The 17223-nt window shown below is 66.7% G+C and carries 17 protein-coding genes; 14 read left to right on the forward strand and 3 right to left on the reverse strand.

The window, feature by feature from the left end:
• Nucleotides 1-27: 27 nt before the first annotated feature.
• From AC5P56_RS11970 to AC5P56_RS11980, 3 genes are all read left to right on the forward strand, one after another.
• Nucleotides 28-309, forward strand: a complete 282-nt coding sequence (locus tag AC5P56_RS11970; protein WP_004153175.1) for a YfhL family 4Fe-4S dicluster ferredoxin — start codon at nt 28-30, stop codon at nt 307-309.
• Nucleotides 306-2036, forward strand: coding sequence for a gamma-glutamyltransferase (ggt, locus tag AC5P56_RS11975; protein WP_014646774.1), 1731 nt, complete (start codon nt 306-308; stop codon nt 2034-2036). The genes AC5P56_RS11970 and ggt overlap by 4 nt, the downstream gene beginning before the upstream one ends.
• A 120-nt stretch (nt 2037-2156) precedes the next feature.
• Nucleotides 2157-3044 (forward strand): MBL fold metallo-hydrolase, encoded by an 888-nt coding sequence (locus AC5P56_RS11980; RefSeq protein WP_019338337.1) that lies wholly within the window; start codon nt 2157-2159, stop codon nt 3042-3044.
• Nucleotides 3045-3129: 85 nt separating this feature from the next.
• Here the strand turns inward: AC5P56_RS11980 and AC5P56_RS11985 are convergent, their stop codons facing one another.
• Nucleotides 3130-3423 carry a PsiF family protein gene (locus AC5P56_RS11985; protein ID WP_046430010.1) on the reverse strand — a complete coding sequence of 98 codons (294 nt, stop codon included), beginning with the start codon at nt 3421-3423 and terminating at the stop codon, nt 3130-3132.
• 57 nt (nt 3424-3480) lie between these two features.
• Here AC5P56_RS11985 and AC5P56_RS11990 point away from each other — a divergent pair, with 57 nt between their 5' ends.
• On the forward strand, nt 3481-3906 hold the full coding sequence (locus tag AC5P56_RS11990; RefSeq protein ID WP_229653747.1) for an ArsR/SmtB family transcription factor: 426 nt from the start codon (nt 3481-3483) through the stop codon (nt 3904-3906).
• Entirely contained in the window at nt 3887-4366 is a 480-nt protein-coding gene (locus AC5P56_RS11995) for an SRPBCC family protein (protein ID WP_014646778.1), read from the forward strand. Before AC5P56_RS11990 ends, AC5P56_RS11995 begins: the two co-directional genes overlap by 20 nt.
• 114 nt (nt 4367-4480) lie before the next feature.
• Here the strand turns inward: AC5P56_RS11995 and upp are convergent, their stop codons facing one another.
• Nucleotides 4481-5113: a uracil phosphoribosyltransferase gene (upp, locus tag AC5P56_RS12000; protein ID WP_005409099.1), complete on the reverse strand. Its 633-nt coding sequence runs from the start codon at nt 5111-5113 to the stop codon at nt 4481-4483.
• Nucleotides 5114-5330: 217 nt separating this feature from the next.
• Here upp and AC5P56_RS12005 point away from each other — a divergent pair, with 217 nt between their 5' ends.
• The 6 genes from AC5P56_RS12005 (at nt 5331) to AC5P56_RS12030 (ending at nt 13289) form a co-directional block, all read left to right on the forward strand.
• Nucleotides 5331-7844: a TonB-dependent receptor gene (locus tag AC5P56_RS12005; RefSeq protein WP_495231728.1), complete on the forward strand. Its 2514-nt coding sequence runs from the start codon at nt 5331-5333 to the stop codon at nt 7842-7844.
• On the forward strand, nt 7844-8959 hold the full coding sequence (locus AC5P56_RS12010; RefSeq protein ID WP_049439193.1) for an NHL repeat-containing protein: 1116 nt from the start codon (nt 7844-7846) through the stop codon (nt 8957-8959). The genes AC5P56_RS12005 and AC5P56_RS12010 overlap by 1 nt, the downstream gene beginning before the upstream one ends.
• Nucleotides 8956-10323, forward strand: coding sequence for a purple acid phosphatase family protein (locus AC5P56_RS12015; RefSeq protein WP_053496001.1), 1368 nt, complete (start codon nt 8956-8958; stop codon nt 10321-10323). The genes AC5P56_RS12010 and AC5P56_RS12015 overlap by 4 nt, the downstream gene beginning before the upstream one ends.
• 10 nt (nt 10324-10333) lie before the next feature.
• Nucleotides 10334-10948, forward strand: coding sequence for an inorganic diphosphatase (locus AC5P56_RS12020; RefSeq protein WP_014646782.1), 615 nt, complete (start codon nt 10334-10336; stop codon nt 10946-10948).
• A gap of 89 nt (nt 10949-11037) precedes the next feature.
• A complete protein-coding gene (locus tag AC5P56_RS12025; protein ID WP_032959146.1) occupies nt 11038-12453 on the forward strand; it encodes a cryptochrome/photolyase family protein in 1416 nt (471 codons plus the stop codon).
• A gap of 140 nt (nt 12454-12593) precedes the next feature.
• Nucleotides 12594-13289 carry a YiaD family glycine zipper/OmpA-like lipoprotein gene (locus tag AC5P56_RS12030; protein WP_014646784.1) on the forward strand — a complete coding sequence of 232 codons (696 nt, stop codon included), beginning with the start codon at nt 12594-12596 and terminating at the stop codon, nt 13287-13289.
• Nucleotides 13290-13687: 398 nt separating this feature from the next.
• Here the strand turns inward: AC5P56_RS12030 and AC5P56_RS12035 are convergent, their stop codons facing one another.
• A complete protein-coding gene (locus AC5P56_RS12035; protein ID WP_032959145.1) occupies nt 13688-14719 on the reverse strand; it encodes a LysR family transcriptional regulator in 1032 nt (343 codons plus the stop codon).
• A gap of 147 nt (nt 14720-14866) precedes the next feature.
• Here AC5P56_RS12035 and AC5P56_RS12040 point away from each other — a divergent pair, with 147 nt between their 5' ends.
• The 3 genes from AC5P56_RS12040 to AC5P56_RS12050 all read left to right on the forward strand — a co-directional run bounded on the left by AC5P56_RS12040 (nt 14867) and on the right by AC5P56_RS12050 (nt 17176).
• Entirely contained in the window at nt 14867-15094 is a 228-nt protein-coding gene (locus tag AC5P56_RS12040; RefSeq protein WP_041863314.1) for a hypothetical protein, read from the forward strand.
• A complete protein-coding gene (locus tag AC5P56_RS12045) occupies nt 15091-15861 on the forward strand; it encodes an SDR family NAD(P)-dependent oxidoreductase (RefSeq protein WP_014646786.1) in 771 nt (256 codons plus the stop codon). Before AC5P56_RS12040 ends, AC5P56_RS12045 begins: the two co-directional genes overlap by 4 nt.
• Before the next feature lie 91 nt (nt 15862-15952).
• Nucleotides 15953-17176, forward strand: coding sequence for an efflux RND transporter periplasmic adaptor subunit (locus AC5P56_RS12050; RefSeq protein WP_014646787.1), 1224 nt, complete (start codon nt 15953-15955; stop codon nt 17174-17176).
• Nucleotides 17177-17223: the final 47 nt, after the last annotated feature.

Below are 17223 nucleotides of genomic sequence, written 5' to 3' on the forward strand. Positions count from 1 at the left end.
CCCAGGGCGCGGGCGAGGAGTATCGCCGTGTCGCTGAAAATCAACGAGCTCTGCGTCAACTGCGACGTATGCGAGCCGGCCTGCCCCAACCAGGCCATTGCGATGGGTGAAACCATCTACGTGATCGACCCTGCGCGCTGCACCGAATGCGTGGGTCATTTCGACGAGCCACAGTGCGTGGTCGTCTGCCCGGTCGAGTGCATCGACCCGGACCCGGAGATCGTGGAAACGGAAGACCAGCTGCTGGCCAAGCTGCGCCAGCTGCAGCACGATCACCCCGAACTCTACGCGGAGCCCCCATCCGAATGAAGACGCTGATCGTCCGCCCCCTGTTGCTGCTCGGCCTGCTGCTGAGCCCCATGGCCTGGGCTGACAGCCCGGCCCGTGCCGATCGCCCTGATGGCGCGGCCATTGCCAGCGGCCACGCACTGGCCACCCAGGCCGGCATCGACATCCTGGCGCAGGGCGGCAACGCCTTCGACGCTGCAGTGGCGGTGTCGTCCACGCTGGCGGTGGTCGAGCCGATCAGTTCCGGGTTGGGCGGCGGCGGCTTCTTCCTGCTGCACGACGCGGCCACCGGCAAGGATGTGATGCTGGATGCGCGCGAGACCGCCCCGGCTGCGGCGACCCCGCAGGCCTTCCTCGACAAGCAGGGCAACCTGGACCGTGATCGTTCGGTCAACGGTGCCTGGTCGGCGGGTATTCCCGGCCTGCCCGCAGCGCTGGTCGAGCTGTCGGCCAAGCACGGCAAGCTGCCGTTGTCGGCCTCGCTGCAGCCGGCGATCCGCATCGCGCGCGAAGGTTTCCCGGTGTACGACCGCATGGCCAAGGGCTACGCGTCGCGGCGTGAAGTGATGGAGCGCTATCCCGGCACGCGCGAGGTCTACCTGCGCAATGGCAAGCCGATCGCCAGCGGCGACCTGTTCAAGCAGCCGGAACTGGCGCAGACGCTGGAGCGCCTGGCCGCGGGTGGCTTTGATGGCTTCTACAAGGGCCAGACCGGAAAGCTGTTGCTGGCGGGCGTGAAGCAGGCTGGCGGCAAGTGGACCGCTGAAGAACTGGCCGGTTACCGCGTCAAGCAGCGCGAGCCGATCGTGTTCAACTACAACGGCTGGAAGATCACCACCGCGCCGCCGCCGTCGTCCGGTGGCATCGCGCTGGCGAGCATGCTGCAGATCCTGGAAGGCTGGGACATCAGGAAGATGGACCCGGCCCACCGCACCCACCTGGTGGTGGAGTCGATGCGCCGCGCCTACCGCGACCGCACCTTCTTCCTCGGCGATCCGGACTTCGTGCAGATCCCGCAGAAAGTGCTGACCAGCAAGGATTACGCGCAGGGCCTGCGGGCGACCATCCATCCGGAGAAGGCCACGCCCAGCGACCTGCTGTCGGGCAATCCGACGCCGCTGGAAGACGACGAGACCACGCACTTCTCGATCATCGACCGCGACGGCAACCGCGTCGGCGCCACCCAGACCGTCAACCTGCTGTATGGCTCGGGGCTGATTCCCAAGGGCACCGGCGTGCTGCTGAACAACGAGATGGACGACTTCGCGCTGAAGCCGGGCACGCCCAATGCGTTCGGCGTGATGGGCTATGAGGCCAATGCGCCGAAGGCCGGCAAGCGCATGCTCAGCTCGATGACGCCGACCTTCATGGAGAACGCCGACAAGGTCGTGGTGCTGGGCACCCCGGGTGGCAGCCGCATCATCACCATGGTGCTGCTGGGCATCCTCGGCTACGACGACGGCCTGGATGCACAGCAGGTTGCCGCGCTGCCGCGCTACCACCACCAGTGGCTGCCGGACCTGATCGAAGCCGAGGACGATGCGTTCGACGCGGCGACGGTGAAGCAGTTGCAGGCGATGGGCCACAAGATCGACCTGCCGGGTGACGTCGCCGCAGGCGGCCGCGGTTCCAGTCACGTGTGGGGCAACCTGCAGACCGTGGAATGGGACCGCAAGGCGAACAAGCTGTTCGGCGGCAGCGACCCCCGCAACCCGGTGGGCAGCGCCCAGGTCGTGCCGGCACGCTGATCCGGTAGCGCCGGCTGCTGGCCGGCAATCCGGCAGATTACCGAAACCCCGCCTTTGCCGGCGGGGTTTTCTGTTTCCTTTCTAGCGATTATTTAACGGGCTGGCGCCGATAATCGACGCATGAAACTCTGGTCTATTCGTGGAAACTCGCAGCGCCTCGATGGCGGTGCGATGTTCGGCAACGCACCGCGTGCGTTGTGGGAAAAATGGGCGGCACCGGACGAGCTCAATCGCATCGAGCTGGCCTGCCGCGCACTGCTTGCCAGTCCGCTGGAAGGCAAGACCGTGCTGTTTGAAACCGGTATCGGGGCGTTCTTCGATCCGCGCATGCGCGAGCGCTACGGCGTGCAGGAAAGCCAGCACGTACTGATCGATTCGTTGCGCGAAGCCGGCTTCGAGCACGAGGATATCGATGTGGTGGTGCTCAGCCACCTGCATTTCGATCATGCTGGCGGCCTGCTGGCGGCATGGAGCGAAGGGCGTGAACCCGAGTTGCTGTTCCCCAACGCGACCTACGTGGTCGGTGCGCAGCATTGGCAGCGCGCCGTGCAGCCGCATCCGCGCGACCGTGCCAGCTTCATTCCGGAACTGCCGGGCCTGCTGCAGGCCAGTGGCCGGCTGGAAGTGGTGGACGGGGAGTACTCGAAGGCACTTGGCCGCAGCGTGCGCTTCAGCTACAGCGACGGGCATACGCCGGGACTGATGCTGGCCGAGATCGTCGGTCACGCGCATGCCGGCGAAAGTGCGCATGGTGGCGTGGTGTTCTGTGCCGACCTGATCCCGGGGCGCTCATGGGTACACGTGCCGATCACCATGGGCTACGACCGCAACGCCGAGCTGCTGATCGACGAGAAGCGGCAGTTCCTTGAAGACAAGCTGGCGCGCAACGTGCGGCTGTTCTTCACCCACGACCCGCAGGTGGCGCTGGCGCAGCTGGGCCGTGATGACAAGGGACGTTTCGTGACCCTGCACGAACAGGGCGAGCTGAAGGCGCGCGCCCTGGGGTAATGAAAAGGCCGGGCAATGCCCGGCCTTTCACTGACGGTGGCAGATCCACGCCATGCGTGGATGGCGTTCGATCCGGACGCGACGATTACGACGACTTCAGGCAGCTGCTCATGAAGGTCTTGCGCGCATCACCGGCCAGCTTCTTCGCGCCCGCGTCAGCGTTGCACTTGCGCATCCGTTCCTGCTGCGGATTGACCGCCTTGGTCTCGGCGGCGTGGCCGCTGAGGCAGGAGCTCTGCGCGGTCTTGTAGGCATCACCCTTCAAGCCCTTGTTCTTGGCCGAGCATTCGGCCATGCGCTGCTGCTGCGGGGTGGTGGCGTTGGCAGCCAGGGGCAGGCCGACCAGCAGGACGGCGGCCAGCAGGAAAGAGGCTTTCATCGGGAGCTCCAAGGGTGGCGGGTGCGCGGAGCATTCGCTTCAGGCCGGCAAGGCCACGTGAAGAATCACGCCAGTGCCGCGCCTGCTTGCGGCAACGTTCAGACCGGCGTATTACTTAGCTATATGGGTAAGTATTATCCTGCCATTGAAGATGTCTTCCAGGCACTGGCCGACCCGACCCGTTGCGCGATCGTAGCGGCGCTGGGGCAGGGGCCGCGCACGGTGTCGATGCTGGCCGAACCCTTCGAGATGGCCTTGCCCTCGCTGATGAAACACCTGGCCGTGCTGGAGCGCAGCGGCGTGGTGCGCAGCCACAAGCAGGGGCGCACACGCACCTGCGAACTGGTGCCGGCGCGGCTGGGCCAGGCCGAACAATGGCTCGCAGAACAGCGTGCGGCTTGGGAAGCGCGTTCCGACCGCATGGTCGATTTCGTCGAAACCCTTCACCGACAGGAGCAGGCCCATGGCCGTAGACGCAGGTAACAACCCCGACACCGATCTGGTGATCTGCCGTGTGCTGAACGCACCGCGCGCCGCCTTGTGGCGGGCGTGGACCGACCCGGAACTGCTGCGCCAGTGGTGGTGCCCGAAGCCGTGGACCACCGAGGTACGCGCATTCGACCTGCGCCCCGGCGGGGCCTTCCACACCTTCATGCAGGGTCCCGATGGCGGCAGCAGTGACAATCCGGGCAGTTTCCTGGAGATCGTGCCGCAGCAGCGCCTGGTGTTCACCTCGATGCTGGGTGCGGGCTGGCGACCGCAGTCACCCTGGCTGGGCTTTACCGCCGTGATCACGATGGAGGACGAGGGGCAGGGCTGCCGCTACACCGCGCGGGTGATGCACCCGGACAAGGCGCTGCGTGACCAGCATGAGCAGCTGGGCTTCTTCGACGGCTGGAACACCGCCATCGACCAGCTGGAAGCCTTCGCCGCCGGGCTGTAGGCCGGAATGCGGGGTGGTGGGGTCAGGGCCCTTTCTGCGAAAGGGGTCCGACCCCCGCGATGTTGGGGTCGGATCCCTTTCGCTGTGAAAGGGCTCTGACCCCGGTTCACCGGATCAACCGACGCGGGTACCGAAGATGCGGTCGCCGGCGTCGCCCAGGCCCGGCAGGATGTAGCCCTTGTCGTTGAGCTGGGCATCGATGGCTGCGGTGTAGATCTCCACGTCCGGGTGCACGGCCTTGACCGCTTCGATGCCTTCCGGCGCGGCCACCAGGAAGATGCCCTTGATGCGGCGGGCACCGGCACGCTTGAGCATGTCGATGGTGGCGATCAGGGTGCCGCCGGTGGCCAGCATCGGGTCCAGGATCAGCGCGTCGCGCTCTTCCAGGCGGCCGGTCAGGCGCTCGAAGTAGGGCACCGGCTGCAGGGTTTCCTCGTCGCGCTGCAGGCCGACCACGCTGACACGGGCCGCCGGGATCAGCGACAGCACGCCGCTGAGCATGCCCAGGCCGGCACGCAGGATCGGCACCACGGTGATCTTGGCGCCGGCAATACGCTGCACCGTCACCGGGCCGGCCCAGCCGGGCAGGGTGTGCGGCTCGGTGTCCAGGTCGGCGGTGGCCTCGTAGGCCAGCAGCGTACCCAGCTCGTTGGCCAGTTCGCGGAAATCCTTGGTGCTGAGCGCAGCGTTGCGCATCAGGCCGATCTTGTGCTGCACCAGCGGGTGGCGCACTTCGACGATCTTCATGGTCGGGAAGGGGGAAAAGGAGAGAGGAGGCCATTTTGCCGGATTGGCGTGTCGAACCCCAAACCGGGCCTGGATCTGATGTACATGAAATGTGCAGGCGCATGTCACGGCCATGCAACCTTGCGGACATACCGTGCAGACCCATTCTTAACAGGAGTGGGGATTCCCAGTGCATATCAAGACTCCGTTGGCCGTTGCCATCACCCTGACCCTGGCGATGGGGGCCGCGGCACCGCTGCAGGCTGCCGGGCAACAGGCGGTAGCCGCTACCGGCGCCGTGGCGGCCGACGCGGTCGACCTGGACCGTATCGAAGTGCGCGCCCAGCTCGAATCGCAGATCCGCGCGGTCGACCTCAAGCGCAGCAGCGACGCCATCGAGGACGCGGTGTCCTCCGATGCCCTGGGCCAGTATCCGGACAAGAACGTGGCCGAATCACTGCAGCGCCTGCCGGGCGTCAGCGTGACCCGCGACCAGGGCGAAGGCCGCTTCGTGGTCATTCGCGGCCTGGATGCCAATCTCAACAGCGTCAGCGTGGATGGCATCGCCATCGGTACGCCGGAAGATTCCAGCCGCGCCGCGCCGCTGGACGTGATCCCATCGGACTCCACCGAGCGCCTGCGCGTGGTCAAGTCGCCGACCCCGGACATGCCCGGTGATGCCATCGGCGGCGCCGTGCTGGTGGAATCGGCGTCGGCCTTCGACCGCGACGGCCGCAGCCTGCGCGGCAAGATCGAGGGCAGCCACCAGCAGCTGTCCGGCGAGACCAGCCCCAAGGCCGCCTTCAACTACAGCGAAGTGTTCAACGACACGTTCGGCGTGGCGCTGGGCGTGAACTACCAGAAGCGGAAGTTCGAGTCGGACAACACCGAAGTGGAATATGACGGCGAGGACGATGTCGCCCCCGGTGACGTGACCGCGATCAACCTGCAGCACCGCAAGTACGAGATCGAGCGCAAGCGCATCGGTGCCAACCTCAACCTCGACTGGCGCCCCAACGAAGACAGCACGTACTACCTGCGCACGCTGTACAGCCAGTTCGACGATGCGGAGACCCGCCAGCGCGTGATCTTCAACTTCGACGACGCGAAGATGGTCAAGACCGGCACCGACCAGTACCGGCTCGATGGCATGCCGAAGGACTCGATCGACAAGCGCATGCGCTACCGCACCAAGAAGGAGAACACCTTTGCGGCCAGTCTTGGTGGCGAGAACAAGCTGACCAACGCCGTGGTCGATTACCGGATCGGCTACACCCGTACCGAAGAGCGCGTGAACGACGAGATGGAGGCGCGCTTCAAGCTCAACGGCAAGGCCTTCAATGGCACCCTGGACCAGAGCAGCCGCCTGCCCAGCTACAGCTTCGATAACCCGCAGTGGCTGGACAACGGCAACTACGCGTTCGACCGCGTCGTGCTTTCGCCCAAGCAGGTGAACGACAAGGAACACAGCGCGCAGGTCAACGTGCGCTTCGACGGCGACAGCAGCAGCATCAAGTTCGGCCTGCTCGGCCGCTGGCGCGACCGCGACGTGAATGTCGATGAGCGCGAACTGCGCGTCGGCCCGAAGGTGGTGCTGTCGAGCTGGACCACCTCTTCGCCGGAGCATCGCCACGGCAACATGGGGGATGGCATGGACTCGGCTGCGATGCGCGCGTTCTGGGCCGCCAATGGTGGCCAGTACAGCGCCCGCCCGCAGGATGTCGGCGGCAATGCGATGACGTCGCTGGAAGAGGATTACGTGGCCAGCGAGGACATCTTCGCCAGCTATGCCATGGGTACCTGGGATGTGGGCGCGCTGCGCATCATCGGCGGCGTGCGCGTGGAGAACACCCGCTTCAAGGCAGTCGGCAACCAGGTGGACGTGGCCGCCAACGGCCGCAGCTTCACCGTCACCCCGCGCGTGGCCAACAGCAGCTACACCAACGTGCTGCCGGGCCTGCATCTGCGCTATGACGCGGCCGATGACTGGGTGCTGCGCGCCTCGGCCAACAAGACCGTATCGCGCCCGTCCTTCGGCGACGTCTCGCCGCGCGTGGGTTACAGCCGCGGTGACGAGGAAGTGCGCCTGGGCAACCCGGAACTGGATCCGTACGAGTCGAAGAACATCGACCTGTCGGTGGAGAAGTACATCGGCAGCAGCGGCATCGTTTCGCTGGGCCTGTTCCACAAGTCGATCGATGGCTACATCGTGGAGACCGTGCGGACCAATGATCCGGCCTACGGCGGATTCGACGTGACCCAGCCGATCAATGGTCGCAAGGCCACCGTGCGTGGCGCGGAATTCAACTGGCAGCAGCAGCTGGCCTTCCTGCCGGAGGGCCTGGATGGCCTGCTGGTCGGTGCCAGTGGCACCTGGCTGGACACCACGTTCGATGCCGGCATCAAGGGACGTGAGGGCGAGGACTTCACCCTGCCGCGCGCTTCCAAGCATGTCTACAGCGCACACATCGGCTATGAAAAGTACGGTGTAAGCACGCGTCTGGCGGCCGTGTACCGCAGCGAGTATCTGGACAGCATCGGCAAGGGACGTGCATTCGACATCTACGTGGCACCCAACACCCAGCTCGATTTCTCGCTGGACTACAAGTTCACCCCGCGCGTGAGCATGTACTTCGAAGCGCAGAACCTGCTGGACAAGCCGCTGGAGCTGTACCAGGGCACCCGCTCGCGCACCCTGCAGATGGAAGAGTACGGCCGCACCTATGCGCTGGGCCTGAAGGTGGCGCTGTGATGGGGCGTGGCGTCACTGTCCTGGCCGCCGCGCTGGCGGCTACGCTGGTCGCCGGCTGCACGCCGGCCACCGGCAACGATCCGGTTGCGGGAGCGGCCGCGCCGGCCGCCAGTGGCGAGCGCGTGGTGAGCACCATCGCCGAAGCGTTCCTGTCACCGATGACCCCGGCCGACAACATCGACTCGCCGGCGGCCTGGCGCGCGCCGGACGGCGCGCTGTGGCTGATCGCCACCGCCAAGGCCACCGACAAGCTGGTGGTCTACGACGGCAGCACCGGCCAGCACCTGCGTGACGTCGGCAGCAGCGGCACCGCACCGGGGCAGTTCGACCGCCCAAACGGCATCGCGGTGACCGACGACCTGCTGTGGATCGTCGAGCGCGACAATCACCGCGTGCAGGTGCTGAGCCTGCCGGACTTCGCGCCGCTGGCGACCTTCGCTGCGGACGACCTGCGCAAGCCGTACGGTCTGTGGGTCGACCGCCGTGCCGATGGCTACAGCGTCTACGTCACCGATTCCTGGGACAACGGCGAGGATGCGCAGGGGCGTGACATCCTGCCGCCGCTGGCCGAGCTGGACAAGCGCGTGCGCCAGTACCATGTGACCCGCGACGGCGCGAAGGTCGAGGCGAAGCTGGTGGCCAGCATCGGCGATACCACCGAGGCCGGTGCACTGCGCGTGGTCGAGTCGATCTGGGGCGACCCCGAGAACGACCGGCTGCTGATTGCCGAAGAGGACGAGCGCTACGCCAGCGAGTTCAAGGTCTACACCCTGGCGGGCCGCTTCACTGGCACCACCTTTGGCCGCGACGTGTTCAAGGCCCAGGCCGAAGGCGTGACCCTGCGCACCTGCGGCAAGGACGGCTGGTGGATCACCACCGAACAGGGCAAGCAGCGCAGCGTGTTCCACCTGTTCGACCGGCACACGCTGAAGCCGGTCGGCGCGTTCCAGGGCAATACCGTGGCCAACACCGATGGCATCTGGATGATGCAGCAGCCCAGCGCGCGCTTCCCACACGGTGCGCTGTATGCAGTACATGACGACCAGGGCGTGGTGGCCTTCGACTGGGAGAGCATCGCCAAGCAGCTGGCGTTGCCGCTGGAGTGTGGCGCATGAGCGGGCAGTGCGTAATGCGCGCGCTGGCGCTGGGCCTGCTGCTGGCGCTGCCGTCGCTGTCGTTCGCGGCGGCCGAACCGAATACCCAGGTGCCGGCAGGTAGCCGCCACTACGCGGCGACGACGGTGCCGGACCGCATCGTCGCCTCGCCGGCGGTTGATTCCAGCCATGGGTTCGCCGTGGCCTGGCGTACCGACGACAGCGTGCAGGCGCCGCTGCTGGAAATCGCGCTGGCCGCAGATTCGCCGGCCATTGAAGGCATCCGCCAGGTGCGTGCGACGACCCGCGCGCTGCAGACCGAGAACGGTCTGTCGCACCACCATCGGGCAGATATCGATGGCCTGCAGCCGGATACCCAGTACGTCTACCGTGTGCAGGGCAATGGCAGCTGGAGCGCCTGGAACCAGCTGCGCACGCTGGCCAGCGCCGATCAGCCGCTGACCCTGCTGTACTTCGGCGATACCCAGAACAAGAACGTCAGCCATGTCAGCCGCGTGGTGCGTGCCGCGCAGAAGGCTGCGCCGCAGGCGCGCATGAGTCTGTTTGCCGGTGACCTGGTCAGCGGAGGCGACAACATGGATGACAGCGAGTGGGGTGAGTGGTTCGCTGCGACCAGTTGGCTGGCGCAGGAAACGCTGGTGGCGCCGGCCATCGGCAACCACGAGTACTTCGAGGAATTCGAGGACACCCCGCAGGAGCGCCGCGTGCTGGGCCGCCACTGGCCGGTGACGTTCGCGCTGCCGGGCAATGGTGCCACCGCCGCGCAGCAGACCAGCTACTGGTTCGATGCGCAGGGCGTGCGCGTGGCCGTGGTCGATGGCACATCGGCACTCGACCTCGGCACCGCCAAGGCGCAGGCACAGTGGCTGGACAAGGTGCTGACCGGCAATCGGCAGGCGTGGACCATCGTGCTGCTGCACCAGCCGTTCTACTCGCCGCGCGAAGGGCGCGAGAACGCCGCGTTGCGTGACGTGCTGCTGCCGGTGGTACGCCGCCACAACGTAGATCTGGTGCTGCAGGGCCATGACCACACCTATGGCCGCCGTGGCGAAGGGCAGGCCGCGACGCCGCAGTATGTGGTGACCGTGGCCGGACCGAAGCAGTACCGCCTTTCCGACGAAGCGCGCAGGACGATGGACCCGGTGGCCGAGGACACCCAGCTGTTCCAGGTGCTGAACATCGACCCGCAGCACCTGCGCTATGAAGCACGCACCGTGACCGGCCGTCTTTACGATGCCTTCGAATTGCGTCGTGATGCCAAGGGTGGAAAGCAGCGCACGGAGTTGACCGAAGGCCGCATCACGCCACGCGACTGCCCGCGTGCGCAGACCGCCAAGGGTCGCGCCGACCGCTGCTGGGAATGAGGAGACGCCGATGACCACACCCCGCCGCATCATTCCATTGGCTGCCATCGGCGCGTCCCTGCTGTTGCTGGCCAGTGCGGTAACCGCCGCCGATACCGTGCTGCATCCCTTCCTGGTCGCCCAGCCGGCGCAGGCCCCGCAGGAAGTGAACTTGGCGGTGGAGATCCCGGCCGGCAGCTTCACCAAGTACGAGATCAAGGAAGACGGGCTGGTGCACGTGGACCGCTTCCAGTCGATGCCGGTCGCCTATCCGGCCAACTACGGCTCGATGCCGCGCACCCTGGCCGGCGACAACGATCCGCTGGATGCGCTGGTGTTGACCCGCGAACCGCTGCATCCGGGCGTGATCGTGCGTTTCCGGCCGATCGGTTACCTGAAGATGATCGATGGCGGCGAGCACGACGAGAAGATCATCGGGGTGCCGACCGACAAGGTCGACCCGACCTACGCCAGTATCCGCGACCTGGCGGACCTGCCGGAGGCCGAACGGCAGCGGATCGAAGCATTCTTCCGCGTCTACAAGGACCTGCCGGCCGGGCGCAACCCGGTGCAGCTAAATGGCTGGGGCAACGCCGCCGAGGCACGGTCAGTGATCCGCGAGGCCATGCAGCGGTTCAAGCGCTAGAACCCCGCCGTGGGTGGGTGGCCGGACGCGCGCATCACCTTCACCGCCCCTGGCTATCATGTCCGCCTTCCACAACGAAGGCGGTGCATGTGTCGGTAGCGTTGGTATGGTTCCGCCGTGATCTGCGGCTGCAGGACAATCCGGCCCTGCAGGCCGCGCTGGATGCGGGTCACGACGTGGTGCCGGTCTATCTCCACGCGCCGCACGAGGAAGGCGAGTGGGTGCCTGGCGCGGCCTCCGATGCGTGGCGCCACCGTTCACTGGGTGCCTTGGACGCCGACCTGCGCACGCGCGGTTCATCGCTGGTGCTGCGTAGTGGTGACAGCCTGCCGGCCCTGCAGTTGCTGATCGGGCAGACCGGCGCCGAGGCGGTGTACTGGAACCGCAAGTACGAGCCGGCCACCCAGGCACGCGACGCCACCATCAAACGCACGCTGCGCGAGCAGGGCATCGACGCACAGAGCTGCAATGGCAGCCTGTTGTTCGAGCCCTGGGACATCGCGACACAGCAGGGTCAGCCGTACAAGGTGTTCACTCCGTACTGGCGCAACGTACTCAGTCATTGGCGCCTGCCGACGCTGAGTGCCGCGCCGAAGGCACTGACCGCGCACTCGGTCGACGGCCTCGCATTGGACGAGCTGCGGCTGGCGCCCACGCTGGACTGGGATTCCGGCTTCTGGGAGCACTGGCAGCCGGGCGAGGCCGGCGCGCTGGAGGCGTTGTCCGTGTTCGAGGACGGCGCGTTGCGCGGTTACCGCGAGCAGCGTGACCTGCCGGACCGGGTCGGCACCTCGCGGCTGTCGCCGCATCTGCATTTCGGCGAGATCGCACCGTGGCGCATCGCGCATGCGCTGGAGAGATTGCGCAGTGCCGGCACTGATGCCGACATCGACGGCTATCTGCGCCAACTGGGTTGGCGCGATTTCGCCTACCACCTGTTGCATCACTTCCCGAAGACGCCGACCGACAACCTCAATCCGCGTTTCGACCGCTTCCCTTGGGCCACGCCCACTGCAGCGCAACTGCATGACTGGCAGCGCGGCAACACCGGCGTGCCGATCGTCGATGCGGGCCTGCGCGAGCTGTGGCACACCGGTTACATGCACAACCGGGTACGGATGATTGTTGCCAGCTACCTGTGCAAGCACCTGCGTGCGCACTGGCTGCAGGGCGCGCGCTGGTTCTGGGACACCCTGGTCGATGCCGACCTGGCCAACAACACGATGGGCTGGCAGTGGGTGGCAGGCACCGGCGCCGACGCGGCCCCGTACTTCCGGGTGTTCAACCCGGTCACCCAGGCGGAGAAGTTCGACCCGCAGGCGCGCTACATCAGCCGCTGGGTGCCCGAACTGGCGGCGCTGCCGGTGAAAGCGCGCTTCGCGCCGTGGCAGCATCCGCTGCTGCTGGCGGCGCATGCCCCGGGCTATCCGCGTACGCCGCTGGTGGATCTGGCCGCCGGCCGCGATGCTGCGCTGGCCGCCTACCGGCAGACGGGGGCTGGGTAAAGCGCGGGCTGAGCGTTCCAGTCAGTTAGCTGAACGCGGCCCTGTTGCCGCGACCGATCATCATCCCGACATCGCATCGGGCTGTTTATTCTCTCTGCGCCCGTAAGCCGCCGACCCGACCGGAAAACAAGGAGAACCACATGATCCGCAACACCACCCGCAACGTCGCACTGGCCCTGATGAGTGCGGCCGTCCTGTCGGCCTGCGCCACCGGCGGCTCCTATGTGCAGAGCGACCAGTACGGCAACCCGACCGAACAGCAGAACCGTACCGGCCGCAACGCGCTGATCGGTACCGCCATCGGTGTGGCTGCCGGCCTGCTGACCGGTGACAGCGCCACCGAGCGGCGCCAGCACGCGCTGATCGGTGCCGGTATCGGTGCGCTCAGCGGCGCCGCCGTCGGCCAGTACCAGGATCGCCAGGAACGCGCGCTGCGCGAGCGCACCGCCAACACCGGCATCGATGTGCAGCGCCAGGGCGACAACATCATGCTGAACCTGCCGGATGGCATCACCTTCGACTTCGGCAAGGCCACCCTGAAGCCGCAGTTCTACGGCTCGCTCAACGGTGTGGCCGGTACGCTGCGCGAGTACAACCAGACCATGATCGAAGTGGTGGGCCACACCGACAGCATCGGCAGCGACGCGGTCAACAACCGCCTGTCGAAGGAACGCGCCGATTCGGTGGCGCAGTACCTGATCGGCCAAGGCGTGCAGAGCGTGCGCATCGAAACGCTGGGGGCCGGCAAGTCGTATCCGATTGCCGACAACAGCACCGATGCCGGCCGTGCCAAGAACCGCCGCGTCGAGATCCGCGTGATTCCGCTCAAGCAATAACGCGTAGCGTTGTTGCTGTTCCGGCCTGGCCGGAACGAAAATGCCGCCCTTGCAGGCGGCATTTTCTGTAGGTGCCGAGCTTGCTCGGCACGCCGATAGCGCTTCCGGTTGCGGCTTCTCCGAACGGCGCCGACCAAGGTCGGCATCTACCGAGAGCCACGCAGCCGGAACGAAAATGCCGCCCTTGCAGGCGGCATTTTTGTGGGTGCCGAGCTTGCTCGGCACACCGACAGCGTTCCCGTTCGCGGCTTCTCCGAACGGCCCCGACCAAGGTCGGCATCTACCGGACGCCCGGCGCAGCCGGAAGGAAATGCCGCAACTCATCTCCTGGTAGATGCCGACCTTGGTCGGCGCCGTTCCAACCGCAGTCGAGCATGGCTCGACTCTACAGAAGCCGGTTACACCGCCGAGGCGGCGACCTTCTCCAGGATGCGCTTGCCGCTGCTCTCCAACGCCGCGTCTTCCTGGGCCTTCTGCTGCTGTGCCAGCTTCGCACCCGGGCACTGCGCCAGCATGTAGTTGGCGTCGAAGTTGAGCTTTTCCACCAGGAAATCGACGAACGCCCGCACCTTCGGCGAGACCAGGCGGCCACCGGCGAACACGGCGTTGAAGTCCACTTCCGGGCCGGTCCAGCCGGCCAGCACGCGCCGTACCATGCCGGACTCGACGAACGGCTTGGCCATCACATCACCGGTCAGCAGCAGGCCTTCGCCACACACCAGTGCACCATTAAGCGCAGACATGTCGTTGGCGGTCATCAGCGGGGTGACCGGGAAGTCACGCAGCTCGCCGCCGTTCTCGCCCAGCTGCCAGGTGAAGCGCGGTGAATTGCCAGTGTGATACGGCTTGCGCATCGCCAGGATGCGATGGAACTGCAGTTCTTCCGGATGCAGCGGCTCACCATAGCGCTCGATGTAGGCCGGGCTGGCGAACACCTGCGTGCGCAGGCTGCCCAGCTTGCGCGCGACCAGGTTGGAATCGGGCAGGGCGCCCACACGCAGCGCCAGATCCGCTTCGCCGGCAATCAGGTCCAGCTTCTCGTTGCCCATGTGCATGTCCAGGCGGATTTCCGGATACTGCGCATGGAACTGGCCCAGCAGCGGGGCGATCCAGGTGATGCCGATCGAATAGGGCACGGTGAAGCGCAGCCAGCCGCGCGGGCCGGACTGCAACTGGCTCACCGCGCTTTCGGCTTCTTCCAGCTCGCGCGCGATGCGCTGGCAATGCTCGTGGTAGATCGAGCCGGCTTCGGTCAGGCCGAGGCGGCGGGTGGTCCGGTGCAGCAGCCGCGCGCCCAGGCGCGTTTCCAGCTCCTGCACTTTGCGGCTGACCGTGGTCTTGGGCAGGCCGAGCGATTTGGCAGCGGCAATGAAACTGCCTTGCTCGACCACCTTGACGAAGATCAGCGTCTCGTTGAGATCGTGGGACATGGTCGGGGATCCTGGACGTCGGGGATGGGCCAATCGTGACAGAACGATTGGACCGGGAGCGGGATGATTATTCCCCTTAATCAGGACTAATCAAGTAAAGGTTTGAGGTCTATCGTGGCGCCATTCGTGAAATGGAGCCCCCTCGCCATGAGCCTGCGCAACATTCTTGCCCGCTTCCGGCATGTCGGCCAGAACACCCTGGACCTGGCGATGACCGTCGAAGCCCGTCCGAGTTCCTTGGTACACAAGGACTTTCGTGAGTTTACCGCGCCCATGCGTCAGCAGCGTGGCGGTGCCATCCGCCTGGCCCCGCACAAGGGTGACCGGCTGCGCCGGATCGGGACTATCCCGGATTTGGGAGGAAATGTCCCGTGAATGGGATACTGACGCCCGAAGTCCTGGTCCTCGGCGGCACCGGTGCCGTCGGCCAGGGCGTGGTCGGCGCATTGCTGGAAGCCGGCAGCCCGGTGCTGGTGGTTGGCCGCGACCCGGGTCGGCTGGCGGCGCTGCATGAGCAGTTCGCCGACGAGCCCGGCCTGGAGACGCTGCTGGGCTCGCTCAGCGATGACGGCTCGGCACGTGCCTTGGCCGAACGCATCGCGCAGCGCCCGCGTCCGCTGGCGGCGGTCATCGCCGCAATGGGTGGCCCCTACCGTCGCGGCCGGGTGACCGACCGCAATGGCGATGAGCTGTTGGGGGCGATGCAGGCCGACCTGATGCCGCACGTGCACGCGGTGCGTCACCTGCTGCCACTGCTGCAGGACAACGTGCATGCACGCCGCTACGTGATGATCGGCAGCCCCGCCAACGCCAAGCCCTGGGCGGGCTACGGCGAGACCTCGATCACCACCGCCGCGCTGCGCATGTACGCGCAGGTGGTGCACCAGGAAGCGCAGGCACTGGGTGTGCGCGCGCAGATGCTGGAAGTCTGCAGTCCGGTGTGCACCCCGGCCAACGCGGCCAATGCGTGCATCGAGTGGCCAAGCTCGTTGCTGGTCGGTCGTCGTGTGGTCTCCCTGCTGGACGGCTGCCGCGACAACCGCGCCATCGTCCGCTGCGACAGCAGCGATGCCGAACTGCCGCGCGGCCTGCTGCACCTGGATGTCCCTCCACTGTGGCGCGATACCGCGGGCATCGCTTGACCTCGACCATGGTTGAGGTCGCAGTATGCGCCGCCGATTTTTGCAACACGTTCTCATATAGCTGTACCACCCCTCCGTACGGATGCATGCCATGACTTCCCCCAATACCACCCCACATCGTTTCGGCCATCGCATCGCGATGGTCGGCGTGTCGATCCTCGCCGCGGCCGTGCTTGCGGCCTGCAGCGGCGGCCATGCCGAAGAGGCCGGTGCTCCGCCGCCGCCGCAGGTCAGCGCCGCGCCGGTGCTGGTCAAGCAGGTCAGCCAGTGGGACGAGTTCAGCGGCCGCGTCGAAGCGGTGCAGAGCGTTGAACTGCGCCCGCGCGTGTCCGGCTACATCGACAAGGTCAACTACGTCGAAGGCCAGGAAGTGAAGAAGGGCGAAGTGCTCTTCACCATCGACGCGCGCAGCTACCAGGCCGAGTACGATCGCGCGGCCGCCGAGCTGGCCCGCGCCCGCACCCAGGCCACGCTGGCCCGCAGCGAGTCCGAGCGTGCCAAGCGGCTGTCCGAGCAGCAGGCGATCTCCACCGAGACCGCCGAGCAGCGCCGCGCGGCTGCCGACCAGTCCGGCGCCGCCGTGCAGGCCGCGCAGGCGGCGCTGGATGCAGCCCGCCTCAACCTGGAGTTCACCAAGGTGCGTGCACCGATCGATGGCCGTGCCGGCCGCGCGATGGTCACCGCCGGCAACCTGGTCACCGCAGGCGACAGCGCCAGCGTGCTGACCACGCTGGTCTCGCTGGATACCGTGTTCGTCTACTTCGATGCCGACGAAAGCACCTTCCTGCGCTATGCACAGATGGCACGCAAGGGCGAGCGCCCCAGCGAGCGTGACAGCGCGCTGCCGGTGAAGGTCGGCCTGTCCGGCGAAGAGGGCTACCCGCATGCGGGCAAGGTCGACTTCCTCGACAACCAGGTGGCCCGCAGCACCGGCACCATCCGCGTCCGTGCGCTGCTGGACAACGCCGACCGCCAGTTCACGCCGGGCCTGTTCGCCCGCGTGCAGCTGCTTGGCAGCGGCCAGTTCCAGGCCATGCTGATCGATGACAAGGCCGTGCTGACCGACCAGGACCGCAAGTACGTCTACGTGGTAGACAAGGATGGCAAGGCCCAGCGCCGCGACATCCAGCTCGGCCGCACCGCCGACGGCCTGCGCATTGTCGAGCACGGCCTTGCCGCCGGCGACAAGGTGATCATCGACGGCGTGCAGAAGGTCTTCATGCCGGGCATGCCGGTGCAGGCCAAGGCCGTGGCGATGCAGCCGCAGGCTGCGCCGGCACCGGGCCGCGATGCCACCGCCGCCCTGAACCACTGATCCGCCGGCTCCTGATCCGCGTCCCCGCTTAGCTGCCGGCGCCAGCG

The organism is Stenotrophomonas sp. YJH_SMC_131 (assembly GCF_059367975.1).